Annotated in this window: 23 protein-coding genes and 3 pseudogenes; 16 read left to right on the top strand and 10 right to left on the bottom strand. The window is 58.6% G+C overall.

All coding sequences use genetic code 11. The features are described from left to right. Positions 1-7 precede the first annotated feature (7 nt). From ACPYOJ_RS13765 to ACPYOJ_RS13755, 3 genes are read left to right on the top strand one after another with little or no spacing between them, the layout of a single operon-like run. Positions 8-880, top strand: coding sequence for an ABC transporter permease (locus ACPYOJ_RS13765; RefSeq protein ID WP_481416745.1), 873 nt, complete (start codon positions 8-10; stop codon positions 878-880). Next, positions 877-2,511: an ABC transporter ATP-binding protein gene (locus ACPYOJ_RS13760; protein WP_481416744.1), complete on the top strand. Its 1,635-nt coding sequence runs from the start codon at positions 877-879 to the stop codon at positions 2,509-2,511. Before ACPYOJ_RS13765 ends, ACPYOJ_RS13760 begins: the two co-directional genes overlap by 4 nt. A 60-nt stretch (positions 2,512-2,571) precedes the next feature. Beyond that, positions 2,572-2,844, top strand: a complete 273-nt coding sequence (locus tag ACPYOJ_RS13755; protein ID WP_481416743.1) for a hypothetical protein — start codon at positions 2,572-2,574, stop codon at positions 2,842-2,844. On the opposite strand, the gene ACPYOJ_RS13750 is transcribed toward ACPYOJ_RS13755, so the two are convergent. From ACPYOJ_RS13750 to ACPYOJ_RS13735, 4 genes are read right to left on the bottom strand one after another with little or no spacing between them, the layout of a single operon-like run. Further along, complete coding sequence (locus ACPYOJ_RS13750) at positions 2,831-3,595, bottom strand: ABC transporter ATP-binding protein (RefSeq protein WP_481416742.1); 765 nt, start codon at positions 3,593-3,595, stop codon at positions 2,831-2,833. The two genes, ACPYOJ_RS13755 and ACPYOJ_RS13750, sit on opposite strands and share 14 nt — an antisense overlap. A gap of 56 nt (positions 3,596-3,651) precedes the next feature. Further along, positions 3,652-4,680, bottom strand: coding sequence for an ABC transporter substrate-binding protein (locus ACPYOJ_RS13745; RefSeq protein ID WP_481416741.1), 1,029 nt, complete (start codon positions 4,678-4,680; stop codon positions 3,652-3,654). Between the two features lie 30 nt (positions 4,681-4,710). Beyond that, a complete protein-coding gene (locus ACPYOJ_RS13740) occupies positions 4,711-5,502 on the bottom strand; it encodes an ABC transporter permease (protein ID WP_481416740.1) in 792 nt (263 codons plus the stop codon). Continuing rightward, positions 5,502-6,380, bottom strand: coding sequence for a shikimate dehydrogenase family protein (locus tag ACPYOJ_RS13735; protein ID WP_481416739.1), 879 nt, complete (start codon positions 6,378-6,380; stop codon positions 5,502-5,504). Before ACPYOJ_RS13735 ends, ACPYOJ_RS13740 begins: the two co-directional genes overlap by 1 nt. 266 nt (positions 6,381-6,646) lie before the next feature. Here ACPYOJ_RS13735 and ACPYOJ_RS13730 point away from each other — a divergent pair, with 266 nt between their 5' ends. Further along, a complete protein-coding gene (locus ACPYOJ_RS13730; RefSeq protein WP_481416738.1) occupies positions 6,647-7,402 on the top strand; it encodes a 3-ketoacyl-ACP reductase in 756 nt (251 codons plus the stop codon). Positions 7,403-7,435: 33 nt separating this feature from the next. On the opposite strand, the gene ACPYOJ_RS13725 is transcribed toward ACPYOJ_RS13730, so the two are convergent. The 4 genes from ACPYOJ_RS13725 to ACPYOJ_RS13710 all read right to left on the bottom strand — a co-directional run bounded on the left by ACPYOJ_RS13725 (position 7,436) and on the right by ACPYOJ_RS13710 (position 10,631). Beyond that, positions 7,436-8,524, bottom strand: a complete 1,089-nt coding sequence (locus tag ACPYOJ_RS13725) for a LacI family DNA-binding transcriptional regulator (RefSeq protein ID WP_481416737.1) — start codon at positions 8,522-8,524, stop codon at positions 7,436-7,438. Positions 8,525-8,605: 81 nt separating this feature from the next. Further along, positions 8,606-9,442 (bottom strand): fumarylacetoacetate hydrolase family protein, encoded by an 837-nt coding sequence (locus ACPYOJ_RS13720; RefSeq protein ID WP_481416736.1) that lies wholly within the window; start codon positions 9,440-9,442, stop codon positions 8,606-8,608. A 35-nt stretch (positions 9,443-9,477) separates the two neighbouring features. Beyond that, entirely contained in the window at positions 9,478-10,158 is a 681-nt protein-coding gene (locus tag ACPYOJ_RS13715; RefSeq protein ID WP_481416735.1) for a hypothetical protein, read from the bottom strand. Then, complete coding sequence (locus ACPYOJ_RS13710; protein WP_481416734.1) at positions 10,158-10,631, bottom strand: MaoC family dehydratase; 474 nt, start codon at positions 10,629-10,631, stop codon at positions 10,158-10,160. The genes ACPYOJ_RS13715 and ACPYOJ_RS13710 overlap by 1 nt, the downstream gene beginning before the upstream one ends. A gap of 158 nt (positions 10,632-10,789) precedes the next feature. Between ACPYOJ_RS13710 and ACPYOJ_RS13705 the strand changes: the two genes are divergently transcribed. From ACPYOJ_RS13705 to ACPYOJ_RS13665, 9 genes and pseudogenes are all read left to right on the top strand, one after another. Further along, the gene (locus ACPYOJ_RS13705; RefSeq protein WP_481416733.1) at positions 10,790-12,385 is read left to right on the top strand and encodes an acyl CoA:acetate/3-ketoacid CoA transferase; all 1,596 of its coding nucleotides are present in this window, start codon (positions 10,790-10,792) and stop codon (positions 12,383-12,385) included. 3 nt (positions 12,386-12,388) lie between these two features. Then, positions 12,389-13,177: a hydroxypyruvate isomerase family protein gene (locus tag ACPYOJ_RS13700; RefSeq protein WP_481416732.1), complete on the top strand. Its 789-nt coding sequence runs from the start codon at positions 12,389-12,391 to the stop codon at positions 13,175-13,177. A gap of 54 nt (positions 13,178-13,231) precedes the next feature. Further along, positions 13,232-14,200: a D-erythronate dehydrogenase gene (gene denD / locus ACPYOJ_RS13695; protein ID WP_481416731.1), complete on the top strand. Its 969-nt coding sequence runs from the start codon at positions 13,232-13,234 to the stop codon at positions 14,198-14,200. 26 nt (positions 14,201-14,226) lie between these two features. Beyond that, positions 14,227-14,570, top strand: a pseudogene (locus ACPYOJ_RS13690) (four-carbon acid sugar kinase family protein); the annotation flags it as partial. Position 14,571: 1 nt separating this feature from the next. Then, on the top strand, positions 14,572-14,859 hold the full coding sequence (locus tag ACPYOJ_RS13685) for a nucleotide-binding domain containing protein (RefSeq protein WP_481416775.1): 288 nt from the start codon (positions 14,572-14,574) through the stop codon (positions 14,857-14,859). After that, a pseudogene (locus ACPYOJ_RS13680) lies at positions 14,843-15,223 on the top strand (class II aldolase/adducin family protein); the annotation flags it as partial. The gene ACPYOJ_RS13685 and the pseudogene ACPYOJ_RS13680, both read left to right, overlap by 17 nt. Before the next feature lie 397 nt (positions 15,224-15,620). Continuing rightward, positions 15,621-15,972: pseudogene (locus ACPYOJ_RS13675) on the top strand (Rid family detoxifying hydrolase). A 147-nt stretch (positions 15,973-16,119) separates the two neighbouring features. Next, complete coding sequence (locus ACPYOJ_RS13670; protein ID WP_481416730.1) at positions 16,120-16,779, top strand: DsbA family oxidoreductase; 660 nt, start codon at positions 16,120-16,122, stop codon at positions 16,777-16,779. Between the two features lie 247 nt (positions 16,780-17,026). Continuing rightward, positions 17,027-17,974, top strand: coding sequence for an alpha/beta fold hydrolase (locus ACPYOJ_RS13665; RefSeq protein WP_481416729.1), 948 nt, complete (start codon positions 17,027-17,029; stop codon positions 17,972-17,974). Here the strand turns inward: ACPYOJ_RS13665 and ACPYOJ_RS13660 are convergent. Next, positions 17,963-18,895, bottom strand: coding sequence for a LysR family transcriptional regulator (locus ACPYOJ_RS13660; RefSeq protein ID WP_481416728.1), 933 nt, complete (start codon positions 18,893-18,895; stop codon positions 17,963-17,965). The genes ACPYOJ_RS13665 and ACPYOJ_RS13660 overlap by 12 nt on opposite strands. Positions 18,896-19,082: 187 nt before the next feature. On the opposite strand from ACPYOJ_RS13660, the gene ACPYOJ_RS13655 reads away from it, so the two are divergent. The 3 genes from ACPYOJ_RS13655 to ACPYOJ_RS13645 all read left to right on the top strand — a co-directional run bounded on the left by ACPYOJ_RS13655 (position 19,083) and on the right by ACPYOJ_RS13645 (position 21,220). Beyond that, positions 19,083-20,015 carry a LysR family transcriptional regulator gene (locus ACPYOJ_RS13655; RefSeq protein ID WP_481416727.1) on the top strand — a complete coding sequence of 311 codons (933 nt, stop codon included), beginning with the start codon at positions 19,083-19,085 and terminating at the stop codon, positions 20,013-20,015. Positions 20,016-20,155: 140 nt separating this feature from the next. Beyond that, on the top strand, positions 20,156-20,869 hold the full coding sequence (locus ACPYOJ_RS13650; RefSeq protein WP_481416726.1) for an SDR family NAD(P)-dependent oxidoreductase: 714 nt from the start codon (positions 20,156-20,158) through the stop codon (positions 20,867-20,869). Positions 20,870-20,980: 111 nt separating this feature from the next. Further along, complete coding sequence (locus ACPYOJ_RS13645) at positions 20,981-21,220, top strand: tautomerase family protein (protein WP_481416725.1); 240 nt, start codon at positions 20,981-20,983, stop codon at positions 21,218-21,220. Positions 21,221-22,572: 1,352 nt separating this feature from the next. Here ACPYOJ_RS13645 and ACPYOJ_RS13640 read toward each other — a convergent pair. Beyond that, the coding region (locus ACPYOJ_RS13640; protein WP_481416724.1) for a Hint domain-containing protein at positions 22,573-23,148 on the bottom strand (576 nt) is incomplete at its 5' end.

Below are 23,148 nucleotides of genomic sequence, written 5' to 3'. Positions count from 1 at the left end.
GGACACCATGCGAAACTATTGGCTATTGCTGAAACAAGACCGCGTGGCTTGCGTGGCGCTCGTATATCTGCTGGTTCTTGTTGTTATCGCAATCATCGGGCCGGCGTTCGTCGATCCATCCTTAAACCGGATGCAGCTAACGGCACGGCACGCGGCACCGTTCCACCTTAATCGATCGTGGGTCTACTTCCTCGGCGCCGATGCGCTCGGTCGGCCGATGATCGTCCGATTGGTCCTTGCTGCCAGGACGACGATCATGATCGCGGCTGCGGCCGTATTGATGGCAATGGTGACGGGAACGTTCATCGGGCTGATTGCCGGCCTGCGAGAGAACCTCTTGAGCGCCGCCTTGATGCGGGGGATCGACGTCCTCCTCAGTATCCCATCGCTGTTGCTGGCAATGGTCGTCCTCTTTGTTCTCGGAGCGCATATCGGCAATGTCATTTTGATCCTCACGATCACCAGGCTTGCCGTGTTCGCGCGGACCGTTCGTGGCGAGTCGCTGGAACTTCGGGAGCGGTGGTCCGTGGCTGCAGCCCGCACCATGGGCGCAGGCGACATCCATGTTCTGAGGCGGCATATCGTGCCTTTGGTCATGCCGACCGTACTCGCCATCGCCGCGCTTGAATTCGCCGTGATCATGCTGGCGGAATCGGCACTTTCTTTCCTCGGTATCGGGGTGCAGCCACCGGATGCAACCTGGGGGTTGCTCGTCGCCGAAGGCCAGCCCTATCTGAAAACCGCCTGGTGGGTGTCGCTTTGGCCCGGCCTCGCAATTGCCTCCATGGCCGTTTCGGCCACCATTATTGGCAACTGGTTCCGCATTGCAAATGACCCGACACTGCGTGTCCGGTTGACGCCCCGTGAGGTGACAGCATGAACACGCCCCTTCTTGAAGTCGATCATCTGTCCGTCGATTTTCAGACCGTCGACGGGCCATTCCACGCAGTGAAAGATATTTCCTTCTCAGTTGAAAAGGGAGAGACGCTCGCGATCATCGGCGAGAGCGGTTCCGGCAAAAGCGTGACCGCTTCGGCAATCTTGGGGCTGCTCGACATGCCGCCAGCCATCATGAGGTCCGGAGACATCCATTTCCGCGGAAAGAGCCTCCTGAAAATGCCACGGGCAGAGCGCCGGGCCGCAGCTGGTCGGGACATCTCCGTCGTGTTCCAGGATCCTCTCGTCCACCTGAACCCTGTCTTTCCGGTTGGCTGGCAGATTGCGGAGGTCTGCCGCATTCATGGCAGCAGCCGGACCGAGGCGGACCGGCGGGCGATCGAACTACTGGGACGCGTCGGCATCTCTAACCCCGAAAAACGCCAAAGGCAGTACCCGCACGAATTCTCGGGCGGTCAGCGGCAGCGGATCATGATCGCCATGAGCATGGCGATGAAACCGGCGCTGCTTATCGCCGATGAGCCGACCACTGCCCTCGACGTGACCGTGCAGGCGCAGATCCTTGACCTGCTCCGCGATATTCAAAGGGAAACCGGCACGTCGATCCTGATGATCACTCACGACCTCGGCGTTGCCGCCGACGTTGCGGATCGTGTGCTTGTCATGCGTAGAGGCGAAATGGTGGAAGCCGGCGCCATTCGGGATGTTTTGCTGAATCCGAAACAGCAATATACCCGCGACTTGATCGCGGCCGGTAAGATGGCGCCTGGTTCCCCCCGGATCCCAGCCGAAAAGATACTGGAGGTGTCCAACGTTTCGCTTCGGTACGGCGAGGTGAAGGTCGTCCACGATATGAGCCTGACACTGCACAGAGGCGAGATCATGTGCATTGTCGGCGAGTCGGGCTCCGGAAAATCGACACTTGCCAGATCAATCCTGCGCTTGATGTCGCCCTCTTCAGGCGAAATCAAATTCCATGGCGCCGATATCACGCAGCTCGATAAAGATGGCATTCGTCGCTATCAGCGGGCGGTACAGGCGGTTTTCCAAGATCCCTATAGCTCGCTCAATCCCCGAATGAAGGTGTTGGACATCATCGCCGAACCCTGGACCATCCAGAAGGATGTCCTCCCACGCCAACATTGGCGCGAAAGAGCGGGAGCGCTGCTGGAAAGTGTCGGCCTTGACGTGAAAGCTCTCGACAAATTTCCCGGTGAGTTCTCAGGCGGACAAAGACAGCGCATTGCGATTGCCAGAGCGCTGGCGATGTCGTCCGAAATCATAGTCTGTGACGAGGCGGTTTCCGCGCTGGACCTCACAGTTCAGGCGCAGGTCATCACGCTGCTGCGCGACCTTCGCGATCGATTGAATGTGGCATTGCTATTCATCTGCCACGATCTCAATCTGGTCCGCAGCTTTGCAGATAGCGTGCTGGTCATGCAGGGCGGCAAGGTGGTCGAGCAGGGGGCGGCAGCGACGCTGTTTGACGAGCCGAAGCATTTCTATACCCAGCGCCTAATCGCCGCGAGCCCGGTCGCCAATCCCGTTGCGCAATCTGATCGCCGGCACGCGCGACAAGCGCTCAACCGCGTCGACAACGCGGCAGGCTTTTAGCCTGGTTGTCGGTGATGTTTTGAAGCGCCGGGGATGACTGGTCGGAAGCTGCTAGCAGCCATGTCTGCGGCCGCCGATCCGCTCACGAGCATCCGGAAGCATCTGCGCACGCCGAACGGCGGCACCGTTGTGGTCGGAGGCGGCAAGGGCGCCGCCCAGATCCACCCAATTGTTCCTCTTTTGGCCAAGAGTATGCTTCATCTCAGCATACAATATCGCCATCTTGGTCGAAAGGCCGATCCGCGTAGGCAGAAAACGGATGAAGTAAAAATCCACTGGTCGTCGAAGCTACCGAGCGACCACCAGTGGATCTATACTGCTAGCGGTGAATAACGCCCAGGCGCGCGAAATGGTCGTAGATCCGTCGCGAATACTCGGCGAGCTCCGGCTCTTCGCCAAGAGCGACCGGACGCGGACGCGGCAGATCAATCTTGATTTCGTCCACAACTTGTCCAGGCGAGGGGGCCATGACCAGTACCCGGTCGCCAAGCCCGACGGCCTCTTCGACGCTATGGGTAATGAAGAGGACCGTTGGCCGCTCCGCAATCCAGAGCTGCTCCAAGTCATGCCGAACCTGAACGCGCGTGAGCGCGTCCAGGGCCCCGAAAGGCTCATCCATCAGCAGCACCGATGGCTTGAGCACCAATGCTCGGGCTAGCGAAACGCGCTGACGCATCCCGCCGGAAAGCTGGCTGGGGTAGCGGTTGGCCGCTTTCGTCAGGCTCAGCCGTTCGAATAGCTCTTCCGCTCGCTTGCGGATCGGATCGAGTGGTAGACCTCGAATGACCCCTTGAAGCAGCACGTTATCCATCGCTGTCCTGAATTCCAGCAGCAGATGGTCCTGAAAGGCAATCCCGACGTCGGTAAGGGCACCAGAGAGTGGTTTTCCGCCGACCTTTATCCGGCCGTTGGTCGGATCGAGAAGGCCGGCGACCATTAGCATCAGCGTGCTTTTGCCACATCCGCTAGGCCCGACGACGGAGACGAACTCGCCTGGCTGGATGTCGATGGTGGTCGGCCGCAACGCTTCAAAGCCTCCGAAGACTTTATTGACGTTGTCGATCTCAATTCGGACTCCGCTCAAGTCTGAGCCGGGGGCGGACGTAGAATAGGATGGCATAACGGACTGCTTCATAGGGATCACTTCAGCGGGCAAGAGCGTAGATCGGTTTCGGGCGGCAGGTAGTCATAGGTATAGTAGCTTGCCGCCTCAATGTTTGGGGGGAGCATCTTGATCTCATTCAAGATTTTGACTGTATCTGACCATTGCTCCGGCGTCGCCTTCCCGACGAACTTTGCACGATTGACACACATCAGATACTTAGTGGCTTCCAACTGAGCAGGAGCCTGTTCTTCCGATGCGTCCGGGAACATTTCCTTCATGGCCGTCACTGCAGCCTTCGGATCGTCAACCGCGGCATACCAGCCCTTCAAGCTCGCGGCAACGAAGGCCTTGGCCTGATCAGGATGTTCCTCCAGGAAGGATTCGGAGGCGATAATAGAGGTCGAGACGGTCGGTGCGCCGTTATCGATAAAGGGAAAGTCGGTCGTCTCCGCACCGAGATCCTTCAGCTGGATGGCGAAGAAGTCGATCGATCCAAGAATGGCATCGACTTGCCCTTGAAGGAGGGCGGCGACCATGGATTCCTTCGGCATGTTCACCTGTTTGACATCGCTGTAGCTCAGGCCGTTGGCTGCAAGAACGAGCGGGAACATCGCAGCTTGCGAACCGCCGTTCGGGATGGCAACCGAATGGCCTTTTAGATCCTTAACGGAATTGATACCCTTTTCCTTGAGCGCGGTTACCTGGTTCGGATTGCCCTGAAGGATCGTGGCAAGAACCTTGATCTTGGCGCCTTCAGAGACAAGCTTCATCACCGGCGCGGCGTCGGCAAAACCTATTTCGCCTTTCCCGCCAGCGATAAGCTGAGCAGTAATTTGCGAACCGTTGCCCGGCTCGATTTTCACGTCAAGACCAGCATCCTTGTAGTATCCGTTCTTGACCGCGAGTTCGAACCCGGCATTGAAGCCAGCAGCGGGATAGTTCAGCCAAAAGGTAAGCGGAGTCAGCTCCGCGGCCGCGAGCGGACTGGCGACAAGCGAAATCATCGCCGCCGCTGCTGCGTGTTTGAGGGGGCTGAGCTTGCCGAATATGGTATGCCTATTCACTGTATTCTCCTCCTTGGTTTTGAAGATGTATCAATCGCGGCTGCGATTGCGACGCCACGGCGTCATGAAATATTCGACGACCTCGACGAGGCTGTTCAGACCGAGGCCGATGATCGTCATGACGAAGAGGATCGCGAAGACTAGCTTTGTATCCATGACGCCTGTTGCTTGTAGCAAGAGAAAGCCAAGGCCCCGGTTGGCGCCGACGAACTCTGCCACAATTGCCGCGGTCGCAGCGATTGTTGCCGAGGTCTTCAGGCCGCCGAAAATGACCGGAAGGGCGGACGGGAAGCGTAGGTAGCGGAAGGTCTGCCAAGTCGTCGCACCCATCGACTTGGTCAGATAGAGGAAGCGCTGGTCCAGGATCTGGAAGCCGGCAATGCTAGCAAGTAGCAGCGGAAAGAAGGTGAGAAGCAGGGTAAGCATCACCTTCGACGTAGGGCCAAAGCCGATCCAGACGACGAAAAGGGGCGCTATGGCGATCTTTGGCACAAGCTGAATGAAGACAAGCAACGGATAGAGCATTCGCTTGGCGGTCGGCGAGAGCGCGATCAACAGGCCGAGTGGAATAGCCGTCACCACAGACAGCGCGAAGCCGAAAATGATCTCTTGGATGGTTACCAGCGAATGAGTCCAAAGGCTCTGACGCTGTTCAATCAGCTCGGGGATAACCGCCTGCGGCGGGGGAAGAAGGTAGGCCGGGATCTCAAAAGCGAGAACCGCAAGCCACCAAAGTACGATCAGGCCAACGAAGACGAGGGCCGAGAGAAAAGCTGAACCCAGCCACCCGGGCATCTTCAAAGCCAAACCATTTCCATTCATTAGAGACCTCCTTCGGCTGTATGGCGATCAGCTGCCTTTGGCCGATCGGCATTGCCGTTCCATGCAATCTTGTTGAAAAAGCTGAGGACAATATCCGATTGCCCCTCGACCATTGCTGCCCCGCCGATATGGGCGCAACCGAGTTCTTCCGCGAAACGCAAAAGCGGCGTGGACGCACGCGGCACGATATCGATGACCGCCACGTCCCCCTTCAAGTCCGCCATAGGAACGGGCAAGCCGTCGTCCGGCGAAAGCCCGATGGGTGTCGCATTGATAAGGACGTCAATGTCGCCCAGGCCCGGACCGGAGGCATCGATACAGCAATTGGGATACATCTTCGCAAGTGTCGACACGAGGGAGACGGCCTTTTCCCCGGCCGCGTCGTGTACGGAAATCGATGCAGCGCCGCTATCGACCAAGGCATGGGCGATCGCACTACCAGCACCGCCGGCGCCCAGCAGCTTGATCCTCGCGCCTGACGTCGATCTGCCGAGGCCATGCACGGCCTGGAGCAGGCCAAGCCCGTCGAACATGCCGCCGGTCCAGCTGCCATCCTTCTCGCGACGCACCGCGTTGATTGCGCCAACGCGCTCCGCCATCGGCTCCAGCTGCGACGCGAAGGCCATCGCTCGCTGCTTGAATGGATAGGTGATGACAATTCCGTCGATATTGGCTGTCGCAAGAAGACCGCGCATGACGGACTCGAAGTCCTTTTCCCGCGCATGCCAAGGCACAAGGACTGCATTCACACCAGCCGCAGCGAGGCGCGCATTGTAGAATAGGGGCGACTTCACCTGCGCGATCGGATCCCCGACGATGGCCAGCAGCCGTGTGGCCCCATCGACCGTGTGTATTAGAGCGCATTGCGAATCAGACATTCAGCCGAATCTCCTCCAAGTCGCCACGGCAGCCACCTTCGGCTGAGCGACCGGTGCCGATTACTTTTTTGGCACGATGTATCCGTTTACATCGCTATCGTTTTATGTCAAGTCCTGATCAATGCAGCGCCCGGGAAATCGTCAAAATACCGCAAAAACTATTACTTTTGGGTTCGAAATTAGCCAGGCGAGCATCTCTTTCTAGGTATCCAACCGTCGCGCATGGTCTGGCTCGCGTCCGCTAATTACATCAGAGGTTAAAGGCAATGTCATCTGGTTACAGGTTTACATCGGCTAAAGCGCGGGGCGGAGCGCTTGTGACCGGAGGGGGAAGCGGCATCGGCTACGCGACTGCCATCGCACTTGCCGAACGTGGTTTTGAGGTCACCGTCGCCAGCGTGGAAGACAGCGCCTTTCTTCCGGAACACATCTCTTATGTTCGCGCCGACATAACCGATATTTCTGAGCACGAGGCGCTGGTGCGGCGGGTCCGCAATCCCGTCTGCCTAGTCAACTGCGCCGGCGTAACTTCACTGGTGCGCGGCGACTTGATGGAACTTACACCATTGAGTTTCGACCGGGTGATGGGAGTGAATGTAAGGGCAACTTTCTTTCTGACGCAAGCCTTTGCTCGGCATATGCTGCAGGCGGACGCTACTGAAAACTATCGCTCGATCATCGTTGTTGGGTCGATCAATAGCCACGTGGTGGGTGAAACCCGGGCCGACTACTGCATGTCGAAATCAGCGGTCGCCATGATGTCTAAGCTATTTGCAGCCAGGCTTGCCGATGACGGCATCATGACCCATGAGGTCCGGCCAGGGATCATCCGCACGCCCATGACGGCAGCGGCGTCTGAGAGATACGATCGGCTCATCGCTGAAGGTGGGATTCCGGCGGGCCGATGGGGCGAGGTCGACGACGTGGCCGGCGCGATCACGGCACTGGCGCTCGGCAGCTTTCCCTACGCGACTGGCACCGCAGTCGATATTGCAGGCGGCCTGCAGATCCATCGCGTTTAGTGGGCCAACGCTAAGCCGTAAGCGGTTACAGACCTATCGCTTAGGTGCCGCGGTTGACTCTCGCAGGATCATTTCGGGTGGGCATTCGAACTGCGTGTCTTGGTCCCGGCTAAGAATCTGGCCGATGATATAGCGGGCAGCGCGGCGGCCGATCTTGTCACTCGGCACACGAATCGTCGTGATCGGAACCGGTAGTTCCGACATGATTTCGATATCGTCATAGCCGGCGATCGAAATGTCGTCGGGGATGGAGAGGCCCATGGCGAGCGCCTCGAGCTCTGCGCCGACCGCGTGGAAGGCGTTACCGCAAATTACCGCCGTCGGCGCAGGCGACGCATTCATCACGCGACGGAAAAGCGAACGGGCTTCCGATATGCTCGCGAGTTCTTTGGCGATCTGATAGGGCCAGGCCGTCAAACCGTGCGCCGCCAAGGCGTCACCGACTCCTGCCAGCCGCTCGGCGGCGCGGTCATTGTTGGTCACTGACTGCCAAATGACGCCAAAGCGGCGATGGCCGAGCCCGATCAAGTAGTTGGTTAAATCGAATAGCGCTCGGCGGTTGTCGGGGCCGATCGAACGGCCATGCGTCTCCTTGCTATAGACGAAGGTATTGATCGAAGGCACCTTCTGCCGATCAAGAAATTTCTGCAGATCAGGATGGTGTTCGTTGCCAACCAGGACGATTCCATCGACCCCGCGTTCGACGAACTTCTTGACTTGCCGCAGCTCCAGGTCAGGATCATATTCCGAACACGCGAGGAGGAGCGTATAGTCCTCCATCAGCAATTCGCTTTGTAGGATATTGGCAGTCCTCGCAAAGTCGCCATGACTGAGAGTCGGGAAGACTGCTCCCACCGCACCGGAGCGCCTTGTTGAAAGGGCGCGGGCCGCAGCGTCTGGAACCCAACCCAAATGTTCGATGACGGCGGATATTCGTAGGCGAAGCTCTTCAGAGACGACTTCGGGTTTGTTGATGGCGCGCGATACGGTCGCCGTTGAGACGCCTGCGGCGCGAGCGACGTCGCGCAGCCCGACTGCAGAGCTGCTCTTTACTGGCTCGGATTTGACCTGAGGGCGAGTACCGGTCTTTGCCGTCCTTTTGCGGGCGGAAATTGGTGTCATCTAGAACTGCCTGAACTGCATATGACTTGCCGGGGATAGTATGACATGCAACCTTCCCCGGCAACTCTGTGATGCAACCGCTTACACAACTTTCTGTTCTTGGACACCAAGTTTTTCCACGCCAAGGCGCATCGTGTCGCCGCGCTTGAGGAAGCGTGTCGGCTTCATACCCAGGCCCACGCCGGGCGGCGTTCCGGTTGTGACAATATCGCCCGGCTCAAGGATCATGTACTGGCTGATATAGGAAACCAGGGTGCGGATCGAGAAGATCATATTGCTGGTCGATGAATTCTGCAAACGTTCGCCATTAACCTCCAGCCAAAGTGACAATCTTTGCGGGTCGCCTACTTCATCTGGCGTGACCAGCCAAGGCCCGATCGGACCGAACGTCGGGCAGCACTTGCCCTTCACCCACTGGCCCTCGCGCTCCAACTGGTACTCTCGTTCGGAGACGTCGTTGCAAATAAAGTAGCCGCCGACGTGGTTTAGGGCTTCTGCTTCCGTGACATAGGAAGCTTTCTTGGAGATGACGAAGGCAATTTCCACCTCCCAATCGGATTTCACTGAGTCTGGTGGGAGCACCACGTCGTCATAAGGGCCGACAATGCAGGAGCGCGCCTTATTGAAAAGGATCGGCTCTTTAGGGATGGCCGCGTCGGTTTCTGTCGCATGATCAGCATAGTTGAGGCCGACGGCGATGAAATTCCCAACTTCCGCGACGCAGGGACCGAGGCGAACGCCATCACTGACAAGCGGCAGGGAAGCGAGTTCTACGCTCTTAAGCGCCTGCTGCAAACTTCCAGCGAGCACTGCGCCGGTGATGTCCTGGACTATACTGGAAAGGTCGCGGACCTTGCCGTCACTGTCGATGATGCCGGGCTTTTCCTGCCCCACTTGGCCGAAACGGACGAATTTCATATTCTCTTCCTCACTCTCTGAAGTTCGAACTGTGTCTAGAGCTGGTTGGTGGAAAGCGCGTATTGCAGCAGGTACGTTCCCTTGCGGTGCGGTTCATCGCACCCGGACGCGCCAAGGCGGTTCGGCAGATCAAGGTCGGCCTGCAGGCGGTCGAGGGCTTCGGGGCCAACAGCCTCAATGAGCAGGATCCACGAGGCGATCTCGTCAGCCTTATCGCGGAGCTTCTTTTCTGCCGTCTGCTGGTTGCTGGCCTTAGGATCGCCCTGCAGAAGATGCGCTCCCACGACGCCAGGGCGATCAAGAGCATCCACGATGATCGCTTGCATAGCCTGCGTGAAGACTGCCGCTGAGTGTGATGTCGACAACTGAAGCGTCATCAACGCCGCTCCCTCGCCCCGGCCGCGGCTGAGCGCAACCGCGCAAATGGTCCGCGAAGTGTCCGTGAAATGCGCCACAACCGATTTCGTCCAGGGGGTAGGTGCATCGAGGCGCGCAAGATAGGTAGGGGAGGAGAGGTCGGCGACGCTCTCTGTCTCATAGAAGTTGAAATATTTCGGATGCCCGTCGAGCGCCACATAGCGGCGGCCGCGCAGGAAGCCCGGGAGGCCGACACGCTCGGGAATATGCTCCCGAACGTGCCATGTGACGAATTCGTCCTCCGCCTCCGGCTTAATGCCATTCCAGATGGCAAGAACCGCTGAGCCCGCGAGTGCCATCACGCGGCACCCTTGGCTGAGGATAGTTTCTTGGCCCAGCGCATAATGTGCTCGCTCACCGCGACAAGCTCATTGTGTTGGTTGAACACCTCAACTTTGGCGACGCTTCGTCCGCGCTCCTTGTCGATCGAGGCGATGGTATAACGCGCGGTGATCGTGTCGCCGAGAATGACCGGCTTGAGGAAGCGCACCCGATCGTAGCCAGCAGAAACGGGGAAATCGCTAAGTCCTTCCTTGTGAATGATATGAGCGATGCTGATCGTCGAGACCGTCGACATGTATCCGACCGTCAACGCGCCATGCGCAATACGTTTGCCGATAGACGATTTCTCCTGCATGTATTGCTCGTTTACATGCGTATCGCTGAAATCGCCGGTGATACCAGCGAAAAGTACGATGTCGGTTTCACCAACCGTTTTCGCGAATGTAAATACCTGACCTAGCTCAACAAAATCCAATCCTGACAGTGCCATATTCGATCCTCCGCTTGTGTCTAATCGGGTTGGCTGGAAGATCACCGCGCGCCTTGACAACGGTGCGGGCGACCGACTATGTATCCGGTTACAACTGATTAGCTCGCCGGTCAATGGCGTGGCTTAAGAATGCTTCTCAAAAAGATTTGGAACGTGTCATGAAACTCATTACGGCCGAAGAAGCGGCGCAGCTCGTTCGCGATGGCGACAATGTCCTGGTCAGTGGGTCTGGAGGCGGTCACGCCATTCCGGAGTTGGTGCTGGAGGCCATTGAGGCCCGCCACTTGCAGGAAGGTAGCCCAAAGGCACTGACGCTTATCCATGTCGTCGGCCTCGGGGATCGTGCTGCCAAGGGGGCGGCGCGATTTGCGCATGCAGGCATGCTTAAGCGCTCGATCACCAGCGCTCTCATTGACTCGCCCGTGCTGATCGACCTCGCCGCGGCCGACAAAATTGAATCCTACACGCTGCCTCAGGGCGTGCTATCGCAGTTGATGCGCGACATGGCTGCCGGTCGGCCAGGGCTGATCACCAAGACGGGGCTACATACTTTCATCGATCCCCGCCAGGCGGGCGGGCGTCAGAGCCCAAGCGCCAAGGAAGATCTCGTCGAGCTAATGACAATCGATGGCGAGGAGTATCTCCGCTTTAAGCCGTTCCCGCTCGACATCGTCTTCCTGCGCGGCTCCACTGCGGACGAGGATGGTAACATTAGCATGGAGCATGAGGCTATCTTCGGGGAGATGCTGTCCACTGCGCAGGCTGCGCGCCGCAGTGGCGGTATCGTTGTGGTGCAGGTCAAGCGTATGGCCAAACGCGGCACATTGCCGGCGAAAACAGTGAAGATCCCCGGCATCCTTGTGGACTACGTGGTCGTCGATCCCGCCCAGAAGCAGACCTATGCGACGGAGTACAGCCCGTCCTATGCCGGGGAATTGCGTGTTCCGCTGCATGCGCTTCGTCGCCTGCCATTCGACCACCGAAAGATCGTTGCGCGCCGTGCTGCAATGGAGATTGTTCCCGGTGCCATCTGTAATCTCGGTGCTGGCATTTCGACAGGCATTTCCGCCGTTGCTTCGGAGGAGGCGGTGTTGGACAACATCATCCTGACGAACGAACAGGGCTTTATCGGCGGCGCGCCGCTCACTGGACCGGACTCGGGAGCGTCGCAGAACTACGACGCCATCGTCGATCAGCCTTATCAGTTCGACTTCTACGACGGGGGCGGTCTCGATATCGCCTTTCTTTCCTTCGCCGAGGTGGATCCGCGCGGCAACGTAAACATCAGCCGTTTCGGCTCCAAGATCGTCGGCGTTGGGGGCTTTATCAATATCAGCCAGAATGCCAAACACATGGTGTTCAGCGGCACCTTCACGTCCGGTGGCCTGGAGCTCAAAACCGGCGACGGTACGCTGGCGATAGCCCAGGAAGGGCGTCACAAGAAATTCGTCAACAGTATCGAGCAGATATGCTACAACGCCGACTTTGCCAGAGAGCAGGGCCGTACAGCGCTTTTTGTCACTGAGCGAGCCGTCTTCAACGTCGTCGAGGGCAGGTTGCAACTGATTGAAGTTGCTCCAGGTATCGACATTGAGCGTGATATCTTGGCTCATATGGCGTTCGAACCCAGTATCTCTCCCAACCTCAAGCAGATGGATGCCCGTCTATTCCGCTCGGAACCGATGAATCTGATCAGTGACATCGAGGCGAACCGGGCTCGTGCTGCGCAGCCTGTACTCCGCACAGGGACGTGAGCGATGACGGCAATTTCGTTTCGCGAGCGGTTGAGCGCCAATATCGCGTTCATGTTTCCAGACCTGCCGTTCTTGGATCGAATCGATGCCGCGGCGGCAGCTGGATTCAAGTTCGTCGAGTGCCACTTCCCCTATGACACGCCGCTCGACACCCTGCTTGAGCGTCTGCGCTCTGCCGATGTGACGATGACCGGCCTCAATACGGCGCCGGGCGACGTTGCGGCCGGTGAGTGGGGCATGGCTGCCCTTCCGGGCCGCGAGACGGATTTCGAACGGGATTTCCAGGAGGCTCTAACCTATGCCGTGGCAGTCGGGGCGCAGGTCATTCATGTTATGGCAGGCGTTGTTGATGAGGGGTCGCTTGCAGCCGCACGAGCCACCTATGTGAAGAATCTGAAGAAAGCAGCGGCCAAGGCAGCTTCGCTAGGCGTCACGCTAATCCTCGAACCGCTCAATAGGCGAGACAAGCCGGGTTACCTAGTGAGCCGGTCAGATGAGGTGGCGGCTTTGATCGCTGAGATCGACATGCGGAACGTCAAGATGCTGTTCGACGTTTACCACGTCCAGATCATGGAGGGCGACCTTACCAAACGGCTTGAACGACATGCGCCGGTCATCGGGCATGTGCAGTTGGCGTCGGTCCCGGAGCGAGTGGAGCCCGAGGAGGGTGAGGTCAGTGTGAGGCATATACTCAGGACGCTCGATCGCATCGGCTACGGCGGCTTGATTGGACTGGAATACAAACCGCGCGGCGATACGGTTGCCGGCTTGTCATGGATCGATCGGATTTGAAGCGCTGGTCTGAGAGGCGCGACGTTTTTTCTTCAGCAATCAGGGATGATAGAGATGCGCATAGCTATTTTGGGTGCCGCGGGAATGCTTGGCCGCAAGCTGGTGGATCGGCTGGCGGCCGAGAGGACGTTGGCGGGTGAGCCGATCACGGGCTTCGTCCTGCACGATATCGTCACACCCTCGGCGCCGATCGGAGATTACGAGATTGAACTGCTTTCCTCGGACTTTTCCGCGGAAGGGGAGGCGGCGAAGATTGTCGCGCTGCGTCCCGATGTGATCTTTCACCTGGCGGCGGTGGTCTCTGGCGAAGCCGAGGCCGATCTCGCAAAGGGTTATCGCGTCAATCTCGAGGGTACCCAAGCCCTTCTTGAGGCGATCCGCGCCGTCGGTAGTGGATACAGGCCTCGTTTTGTCTTCACCTCGTCGCTGGCCGTCTTCGGAGCGCCGCTGCCGGATGTAATCCCCGATGACTTCGTCCTGCGGCCGCTATCGAGTTACGGCGCCCAGAAAGCCATCGGCGAGCTGCTGGTCGCAGACTACAGTCGGCGCGGCATCATCGACGGCATCAGCATCCGGCTGCCAACCATCTGCGTGCGGCCCGGCCGCCCTAACAAGGCTGCATCGAGCTTCTATTCCGGCATCATTCGCGAGCCGTTGAACGGGGAGGAGGCTATCCTGCCTGTCTCCCTCGACATGCGCCACTGGTTCGCCTCGCCAAGGGCAGCCATCGGCTATCTCGTGCGAGCCGCCGAAGTCGCGTCAGATAAGCTGACGGTCCGCAGCCTGACGATGCCGGGTGTATCAGCCACTGTCGCCGACGAGATCGAGGCGTTGAGGAAGGCGGGTGGCGTTGACGCCGTTAAGCTGATCCGCGAAGAGCCCGATCCCGCCATCCATGCGATCGTCAGCACTTGGCCGAAAGCCTTCGACGCTCGCTCGGCGCTCGAACTCGGCTTCATCGCCGATCAGAGTTTCGAGGAAATCGTTGAGATCTACCAGCGAGACGAACTTGGGAAGGCCTGACCGGGCGGGATCTATAGGAGAAACTGATGCTTCTGGGTGTTATCGCTGATGACTTCACCAGTGCAAGCGACATTGCCAATACGCTCGCCAAAGGCCATGGCGACGCGCCGGGCCTGTCGACGACGCAGTTCCTGGGCGTTCCTCAGGGTGCGCCACCCACCGGATGTGAGGCTGGCGTTGTCGCCCTGAAGACTCGATCGGTGCCGGCCGAGGAGGCCGTCGCCGAATCTTTGAAAGCCTTGGCGTGGCTGAAGGCGCAAGGGTGCCGCCAGATCGTTTCAAATTGCTCGACTTCGATTCAACGCGGCAAGGCAATATCGGTCCGGTCGGCGAGGCTCTCGCCAAGGCGCTAGGTGTAAAGGGCGTCGTCGATCGCCGCAAGGCTGGACGGCTTCTTCGCAACGATAGCGCGCGACCTCGTGGACAAGGGCGTGAAGCGCCTCGTGGTAGCAGGCGGCGAGACCTCAGGTGCGGTTGTCTCTGCCCTGCAACTAAATGCGTTGACGATTGGCCCGGAAATTGCGGCCGGAGTGCCTGTTGTCACTGGCACCAAATCGTTGGGGCTGGCACTAAAGTCCGGCAATTTCGGCCAGCGGGACTTCTTCGAGCGTGCACTTGCCATCATGGAAGGAAAGCAGCCGGATGGACCTCAGCCATGAACGAAGCAACGATCGGGGGGACCTCGTGATGCTGTCGAGGTCGCTCTTCGAGCGCGGCTATTCGGTCGGATCAGCCAGCGATATCAGCGTCGCCGTCGCCGACGGCATCCTCATTACGCCAACTAATTCATGCCTCGGCTTTATCGATCCTGGCAGGATCGCCAAGCTTGATGCCAACGGGAACCACCTCTCTAGCGATAAGCCATCGAAGGAGGTGTTTCTGCATCGAGCCTTCTATGAGACGCGCGCGCATACCGGAGCGGTCGTGCATCTGCATTCAACCTATGCAACCTCTATATCCTGCCTTTCGGACGTTGATCCAGACGACTGCATCGCACCAATCACTCCTTATGTCGTAATCCGGGTCGGCAAGGTGAAACTGTTGCCTTATGTCAGGTCGGGCGATCCTGCCGTAACCCAAAGATCCTCGAAATCCCCTATTCCCCAGTTGTGTGAGGAGCGCAGTTCATAAAGCTGCAGGCTGATCCCCCAGACACGGTTCGATACGTACATTTTTGAAGCTGCCTGGTGGCAGGATTATCTGGTCCCACTGTGGCGGCAGCAGTGGGGAGGGCATTGCCGCACTATCCCGCGATGTTTCAGATCGCGTAATCTACATTATGGAACTCACCCTAGAGTCATGACCTCCACGTAAACCTGATAGCATGCAAGGAACCTTGCAGCTCTTCCGTACCCAGCAACAACTCGATGCCTCCGCGAAGGATGTCAAAGCCTTGGCCGTGGACGGTATTCCCTATGAAGTGCTTGACCGTGTTGGCTACGGGCCCTGTTCGCAGGCAATAAAGGTTGGCGATCTGCTGTTCGTTTCCGGACAATTGCCGATGGACCCCGCCATCCGTGAGTTCAACTCTGCCGACGCGGTTGAGCACCCGAACAAGGCCCCAAAACCTTGCCGCGGTCGCAAGGGCTGCGGGGTCTGACCCGTCGAAAATTGTCAAGACGGCCGTGCTCCTGGCAGACCTCGGCTTTGCAGGCGTCAATCGCATCTATGCTGGTTTCTTCACAGCACGGTATCCTGCACGCGCATGCTACGAGGTGAACGCCTTGCCGAAGGGCGCGAAAGTAGAAATCGAGGCGGTTATTGCTCTTTGATTAAACGGAGAGCCGCTGCTCAGGGTCGGGTCCGGATTGGGCGATGTTGGCCGGCGCCGATGTGCTCTTTCCAAGTAATTTGTAGATTGCGTCTCGTTCCATTGCGCGAGACACTATTTTCGACTCGGCTACGCGTAGAGGATCACGATGAACGACCAAGGACCTTCACAGACATCCGGCGGGATCGCCGCAATCATCGGCCAGCCAGTAGACCCTCAGACGGTTCTTCATTGGTACGATTTCATCTGTCCTTTTTGTTACATCGGGCAGACGCGCGACGCGATTTTCGAGGATCATGGATTCGCAGTCGTCGATCTCGCATTTGAAATCCATCCGGAAATCCCGATTGGCGGAAAACTCGTGGGTCCGCGGAGCGGAGAGATGTACGAAAGGCTCGAGAAAGAAGCCGACGAGGCGGGCCTGCCGCTAAATTGGCCCGAGCGCCTGCCCAATAGCCGCCTGGCCCTGGCCGTTGCGGAATGGGTCAGGCGGAACCAGCCGACCGCGTTCCGCGATTTTTCAAAATCGCTCTTTGCTGCCCATTTCGCCGAAAGAGAAGATATCGGCAGTCAGGACGTCGTGAGCGCGCGCGCGCGTAGAGCCGGCGTGAGTGTCGATGACATGAGCCGAGCATTGGACGACCAGACCGCCTATCTGTTGGTGAACGAAACGGAGATGCTCGGTAGGCGGGCGGGTGTTCACGGCACTCCGGCATGGCTGGTGGGCGGAAAGATCGTCCCCGGTCTCCTCCCGCGGAACACCTTTGTTCAGATCGCCGAGGAGAACCTGCCTGCCGGTAAACGCTAGAGCGGATATCGCCCAAGACTGCGCACGCTTTTCGGCATGCCGCTCTAGCATCATCGACCAGACCAACCGCTCCTTGATTCACATGGCATTCTTCCTTTCGCGATCCTTTTAGCTCGATCCCGTCCAAGGCGGGACTCGCCGAATTCAAGAGGCTTCCTCTCGCATTCTCGCTCTACCGGATGGGTCGGTGATGTTCGATTTTGGCGGAAAGCAACATGCTGTTCGTCGAAATCGAAGGAATGCTCAAATGCCGACGGAATTGATCACGAACTTGCTGACGGCGGCTGTGGTGTTCAGCACCTCGACATCGCCGGGACATGCCGCGTCTTCCAGCCAAAAGGCCGAAATTGGCTTCGTGGAGGTCACCAAGGACATCACGCTGAGAAGGATGGTCGTCCACTCGGTGAACCCGAAAGGAACAGTGCTCTTTCTTCACGGCTTCCCCGAAACCTTATTCGTCTGGAAGGGCATCTCCATGGCGCTGGGCGACGAATTTGAAGTCCACGCCTTCGACTGGCCGGGATTTGGACAGTCCACAAGACCTGCGGTCGAAAAATTCTCCTATGCGCCGACGGACTACGCGGACGTTCTGAAGGCCTACATCGAGAGGGCCGGCATCGATCGGTCGAAGCTGACGATCTACGCGACGGACATCGGTGCCCTGCCCGCGCTGCTTCTTGCGATTGAAGAGCCGGATATCGCCAAGAACATCGTCGTCGGCGACTTCGCGCCATTCAACCGGCCGGAATACATGTACGAGAGCCTGCAGAACCTGAAGACGGAGCCGTCCGCCTCACAGACCCGTGCCGACATGAACAAGACCAGCGCGGAGATATTGACGAACGCCTACAGGCGAGGCCTGTCGAAGGAGGAGCAGTTTGATCTTCCGGCAGACATCCAGGAAGATATGAACCGTGGGTGGTCCCATGGCGACCTGACTTCAGCCGACGCCTTCTACCACTACTATGCCAAGTTCACACGCGATCAGGACTTCCTCGAGGCCAACCTCGACAAGCTGAAGACTCCGATCAAGGTAGTCTGGGGCGAGAAGGATCTGTACATCGACAAGGGCATGGGCGTCGAGCTCGCCAAGAGAATTGAAGCAAGGCTCGATGTTCTTACAGACACGGGACATTACCCGCATCTTCAGAAGCCGGCGCGGACTGTCGACGAGGTGCGCGCATCAGCCAGATGAGCGCATTGCGTCCGATCGGCCGGCGTTCCCGTAGCTGCCGCTGGTTTCACGAAGCCGCGGCAGCGCCCAGTCGATGAAGGACCGCACCTTCAAGGCGAGCGGGCCCTGTCGGGAGTAGACGATGTGGATTGGTCGGGGCGGCCCGTCATATTCCGTCAGGATCGGTACAAGGTCACCAGATCGTAAGTGTTCCGGGATCTGGTAGTCAAAGAGGCGCGCTACGCCCGCCCCACCCAGCGCTGCGGCGACACAGTTGGCCGCCGTATTGACCTCGAGACGCGTCCGCGGCTGGGCCTCGACAGGAGCCCCGTCAACCTGGAACGTCCAAAAGAACGTGCGGTTGTTGAAGATGATCCCGTCGTGTCCCGGCAGATCGCCAGGATGTGCGGGAATCCCACGCTTCGCTAGGTATCCGGGGCTGGCGCAGGTGAGCAGGCGGAACTCGCCCGCCTTGACAGCATACAAGGAACTGTCCTCAAGGTCGCCGAGACGAATGGCGATGTCGACCTGCTCGTTGACCAGATGAACCGAGCGGTCGAGAGACAACAGGTTCAATGACACCTCCGCGTGCCTCTCCATGTAGCTCAGGACGATCGGGAGGACATATCGGTTTCCGAACTCGAGCGGCATGGTGATCGTCAAGGTTCCACGCGGCGTCTGATATTCCCCTGACGCGCGCCTTTCCGCCTCCTCGAGGTCAGCCATGATCTTTCGTGCAGCGTCGACATATTCGCGCCCGGCGTCGGTAAGCTGCAGGTTCCGGCTTGTACGAACGATGAGGTTTGCGCCGAGGAACCGCTCCAAGTCGGCCACCTTGCGGCTGACGCTGGGCAACGGAGCATTGAGCCTTCTGCTTCCAGCGGAGATGCTCCCGGCGTCCACGACGGCAAGCAGCATCCGCATCGCATCAAGTCTATCCATGACGGCCACCAAGACGATGGATCTGGTTGTAATACAGTTTCGTTTCACTGCAAAGAACGCGGATTCTACGTTACGCCAACTGCTCCGACCCCCCTGCAGCCTAGGCTCGGCGAAGTGCAGGGATATTTACGTCGGAGGAAAATCCGGGGATGAGTAGTTCGCAAGTCAGCGTCTGCGGAGCTCGGAAATGGATCGTATCGATGCAATGAAAGTGTTTGTCACCGCGGTGGACGAGGGTAGCCTTGCAGGCGCCGCTCGCAAGCTGAGACGTTCTCCGACCGCGATCAGCCGGGCATTGAGCTCGCTGGAGGCGCATGTCGGCGTCGAGCTGCTGCATCGTACCACCCGAAGTCTCAAGCTCAGCGAAGCCGGGCAGCGCTATGCTGCTGCCTGCCGGCGCGTGCTCGTCGACCTCGAGGAAGCCGACATGGTTGCCGGAGGGGAGCGCGCGTCGCCCCGGGGCACGTTGACCATCTCCGCGCCCCCAATTCTGGGCGAGGAAGTCCTGCGGCCCATTCTGGACGACTTTCTCGATCTCCATCCCACCGTCTCCGTTCGGTTTTTGATGCTGGATCGGTTCGTAAACCTCGTCGACGAGGGTGTGGACCTTGCGCTTCGCATCGGCAACCTAACCGACTCGTCTCATATTTCGACCCGGATCGGCGGTGACGTCAGGCGTGTGATCGTGGCGTCGCCACGCTACCTCGCCAGCAATCCGAGCATCGGGGAGCCGGCCGACCTTGCCAAGCACCAGATCGTCGCGTTCAGCAACTTCGGGCTGGAGTCCTGGAGCTTCACTCCAGCGAAGGGATCTTCGATTCCGAGAACGGTCCATTTCACGCCGCGCTATGTCGTGAACAGCGTGCGCGCCGCCGCAGCGTCGGCCGCGGCGGGCGCTGGCCTGACGAGGCTATATTCCTATCACGTCGCGAAGTACGTTCGGGACGGCCAGTTGAAGATCGTGCTTGCGGACGACGAGTTTCCTGCGCTTCCTGTCCATCTGCTCACGCCACAGGGCCGCACATCCGTGCCGAAGGTGCGAGCCTTCATAGATTTTGCGGTTCCCCGCCTCCGCGTTGAACTCGCCCGCATAGCGGCCGAAGCAGGTTCAATGCTGTGATTATGCCGAAAATCGGTTGATTGTCTGCCAATCGCCAGCAATTCTCCCGAACATCGTATGCATCTAAATCAGTAGCACCGACGCCGAGGGCGTAGGGCGGCTCCGAAATTTGAGCCGCTGTACTTGAAAGGATGCACATCATGAGCAGTCAACAGAAGGTCGCCATCATCACCGGTGCTTCCCAGGGCATTGGGGAAGGACTGGTTCGGGCATATCGCGAGCGTGCCTATCGTGTCGTTGCGACGGCGCGGTCGATCAAGCAGAGTTCCGACGAAGGCGTTCACACGGTCGTCGGGGATATCGTGAACCCGGAAACGGCGGAGCGCGTCGTTAGCGAAGCGCTGGAGCGCTTCGGACGCGTCGATACGCTTGTCAACAACGCCGGCGTCTTCCTCGCGAAACCCTTTGTCGAGTTCACGCAGGAGGATTTCGACCACAACATCGGCGTCAATGTCGCCGGCTTCTTCCATATCACGCAGCGTGCCGCCAGGGAGATGTTGAAACAGGGCTCCGGCCATATCGTCAACATCACGACGAGCCTCGTCAACCAGCCGATCGCCGGCGTTCCGGCCGCGCTCGCCTCGCTTACCAAGGGCGGTCTGAATGCGGTAACGCAGGGGCTTGCAATCGAGTTCGCGAAGACGGGTGTACGTGTCAACGCTGTTTCGCCCGGCATCATCAAGACGCCGATGCACGCGCCTGAAAAGCACGAATTCCTCTCTGCACTGAATCCGGTCGGCCGTATGGGCGAAATTCGCGACATCGTCGATGCAGTCCTCTACCTCGAGAACGCGAACTTCATCACGGGCGAGATCCTTCATATCGACGGCGGCTCGAACGCCGGCCGCTGGTAGGCTGAACAAGGTGGTGGCCCAGCCTCTGTCCGGACCACCACCACGTGCGGCGCAAGGCGCTTGCGCCAACGCATCACGCTATCAAACCAAAGCTTTCGAAAGGAGAAAGCCATGCCGATCGTCACTGTACAGGTCACCCGCGAGGGAACGACCTCAGACCGAAATTCAGTCACCGCGGAAGAAAAAGCCGCCATCATCGCAGGCGTCAGCCAGGTTCTGCTCGACGTCCTCAACAAGCCTTTGGAATCGACCTATGTCGTGATCGAGGAGATTGATCTCGACAACTGGGGCTGGGGCGGGTTGCCGACCGTGCAGTACCGGAAGCAGCGCGCCGAGGCCTCTGGAACGTAAGACGGTTGTCGCGAAGGATTGATACGGACGAGGTCGCGGCTGAGCCTGCCGCGACCTCGACCGGAAAACGGCAGACGTCGGTATTGGATCTGACGATTGAAGGAAGCCACAAACGGGACGTTGAATTCAACCGGTGCCTTCTTGCCCCCGGAGGAGGATACGAGGGCCGATGCCATGATGACTAGACTGCCTCCTCGTCATTTAACAATTAGGTTATTCGGCGCTACGGTGTAATGGACACGGTTCCGCCTTCTCCGCCTCCCCCGCTGCGCCAGGTATTGCCGAAAGCATCAGCCGCTGAACCATAGCGGGCTGCTGAGGCATGGCTCGGATTTCTAAATGTGGATCGACGGCGGGGTGTGTCCCATTCGCAAAGCGAACGCCAGTGCGGTCATCGCTACGACCAAACCCACAATATAAAACGCAACTTGGACCGAACTTTTGTGCATGACCAAAAGATAGTGATGGGTCTGGAAGTTATCGAAGCGACAGTTTGTCGCCGTCTCCGTGGGATGCATTGGCCAGATGCTGGTTGCCAGGGAGGCGGCGTGCTCAGCCGGGACACTCCGGTTCCTAAACGTTCTCTCAGCCCCATCTTGTCCGCTTACACCGATCAGCGGCCGATATTTTGCTTCAGATATGCCGTATATTCCGCGGGCGCGCGCTTTAGGAAGATAGCCTGGTTACGCACCGAAACCCTGCTTAAGCTATCGCCGGACCTTGCGATCTTGCGCATCTTCCTGAGGACGGTGCCTTGCTGAAATCCCATTCAACACTGGAAAGCTAAGTCGATGAAAAGGACCAGCTTTATACTCTTTGCGGTCATGTTCGCAGTCGAACCCTCGTTCGCAGTCGAGCGATTAAATGCCGGCTCAACGACCTGCGCTACCGCTCAGCAGGTGATCGCTCGCGATGGAGCGGCCATCCTGCGTTATCCATCTCAGAGAGTACCTGGTCTGACGCTTTACAAACGTTATGTTCGCAATAAGTTCCAGTGTGACAGCGATGATCAAACCGTGCTGACGTCAGTCAAGACCGCTGACGAGCCACAATGCCGGTTGGCGCTCTGCAGATCATCTTCACACAATCAATCGCGAACGTCAGGTTCCCGATGACAAATATCTCCTTCTTTGAACGGATCCTGCAATCACCGGACCCACCGTAAATGGCGTTGATGCCAGTATCGAGTCCCATTGAGGCACTTGACGCCGGAGGATCAGGGGGAGCCGCATGAGCCTGGGTGGGCAACGTGGCTGCTGATGGACGGGCTACGCTCGGACCGATTGCCGGGGTCATCGGCAGCTTGGCGGCGCTGTTCGGGCTTGGCCGCTAAACTGGACAGCAGTTTGGCGTCAAGCCATCAATTGCTCGGCGCGGGCTGCAATTCTCTCATAAGCGCGATCGATTGGTTCGCGGGCGTCAGGTATTGGCTCAAGTCCGGGGAGAACCGAACGCATCCCCAGCCGCAGAAGAGCCTTCAGGTGATCCCGTCCGGACTCGAAGCCGGCGACCCGTGCGAATGGCTCCATCGCAAAACCGGCAGGATAGAGGCGTCTGAATTCGGGAAAGTTCGTGAAGCCTTCGTGATTGTTGCCCCAAAGAAGGAAGCTCTCGGCGGGCGCGCCTTCGGCGAGGATCACTTCATGGGTTTCGAGCACCACGTGGAAATATTCAATCACCTCCCCGTCGGCAGGAGGGGCCGGCGCAACGGAGCTCCCATTGACGAGATCCTTCACTGTGATGAGGACGCCATCGATGAACAGAGCATGGCCAGGGGAGAGATAGAGATCCCTGTGAGGGGTCCGATCATCCAGCGCATACCGCGAAATGCGGATCGGCACGACATCGGGATTCCAGGATGGGCCGCTTCGCTTGTAGAGACTACGACCGACCCATTTCACCGGTATGGCTTGGCCGCGCACGGTTTC

The sequence above is a fragment of the Rhizobium sp. SVR5-9E genome, from assembly GCF_056755095.1.
Note: the sequence above shows the minus strand (reverse complement) of the source record. Positions and strands in the feature narration are given on the sequence as shown.

What these genes read in the sequence shown, in the direction of transcription:
- ACPYOJ_RS13765 (WP_481416745.1), top strand. Translation starts at nt 8, where the DNA reads ATGCGAAACTATTGGCTATTGCTGAAACAAGACCGCGTGGCTTGCGTG.
- ACPYOJ_RS13760 (WP_481416744.1), top strand. Translation starts at nt 877, where the DNA reads ATGAACACGCCCCTTCTTGAAGTCGATCATCTGTCCGTCGATTTTCAG.
- ACPYOJ_RS13755 (WP_481416743.1), top strand. Translation starts at nt 2,572, where the DNA reads ATGTCTGCGGCCGCCGATCCGCTCACGAGCATCCGGAAGCATCTGCGC.
- ACPYOJ_RS13740 (WP_481416740.1), bottom strand. Translation starts at nt 5,502, where the DNA reads ATGAATGGAAATGGTTTGGCTTTGAAGATGCCCGGGTGGCTGGGTTCA.
- ACPYOJ_RS13735 (WP_481416739.1), bottom strand. Translation starts at nt 6,380, where the DNA reads ATGTCTGATTCGCAATGCGCTCTAATACACACGGTCGATGGGGCCACA.
- ACPYOJ_RS13730 (WP_481416738.1), top strand. Translation starts at nt 6,647, where the DNA reads ATGTCATCTGGTTACAGGTTTACATCGGCTAAAGCGCGGGGCGGAGCG.
- ACPYOJ_RS13725 (WP_481416737.1), bottom strand. Translation starts at nt 8,524, where the DNA reads ATGACACCAATTTCCGCCCGCAAAAGGACGGCAAAGACCGGTACTCGC.
- ACPYOJ_RS13720 (WP_481416736.1), bottom strand. Translation starts at nt 9,442, where the DNA reads ATGAAATTCGTCCGTTTCGGCCAAGTGGGGCAGGAAAAGCCCGGCATC.
- ACPYOJ_RS13715 (WP_481416735.1), bottom strand. Translation starts at nt 10,158, where the DNA reads ATGGCACTCGCGGGCTCAGCGGTTCTTGCCATCTGGAATGGCATTAAG.
- ACPYOJ_RS13710 (WP_481416734.1), bottom strand. Translation starts at nt 10,631, where the DNA reads ATGGCACTGTCAGGATTGGATTTTGTTGAGCTAGGTCAGGTATTTACA.
- ACPYOJ_RS13705 (WP_481416733.1), top strand. Translation starts at nt 10,790, where the DNA reads ATGAAACTCATTACGGCCGAAGAAGCGGCGCAGCTCGTTCGCGATGGC.
- ACPYOJ_RS13700 (WP_481416732.1), top strand. Translation starts at nt 12,389, where the DNA reads ATGACGGCAATTTCGTTTCGCGAGCGGTTGAGCGCCAATATCGCGTTC.
- denD (WP_481416731.1), top strand. Translation starts at nt 13,232, where the DNA reads ATGCGCATAGCTATTTTGGGTGCCGCGGGAATGCTTGGCCGCAAGCTG.
- ACPYOJ_RS13670 (WP_481416730.1), top strand. Translation starts at nt 16,120, where the DNA reads ATGAACGACCAAGGACCTTCACAGACATCCGGCGGGATCGCCGCAATC.
- ACPYOJ_RS13665 (WP_481416729.1), top strand. Translation starts at nt 17,027, where the DNA reads ATGCCGACGGAATTGATCACGAACTTGCTGACGGCGGCTGTGGTGTTC.
- ACPYOJ_RS13660 (WP_481416728.1), bottom strand. Translation starts at nt 18,895, where the DNA reads ATGGATAGACTTGATGCGATGCGGATGCTGCTTGCCGTCGTGGACGCC.
- ACPYOJ_RS13655 (WP_481416727.1), top strand. Translation starts at nt 19,083, where the DNA reads ATGGATCGTATCGATGCAATGAAAGTGTTTGTCACCGCGGTGGACGAG.
- ACPYOJ_RS13650 (WP_481416726.1), top strand. Translation starts at nt 20,156, where the DNA reads ATGAGCAGTCAACAGAAGGTCGCCATCATCACCGGTGCTTCCCAGGGC.
- ACPYOJ_RS13645 (WP_481416725.1), top strand. Translation starts at nt 20,981, where the DNA reads ATGCCGATCGTCACTGTACAGGTCACCCGCGAGGGAACGACCTCAGAC.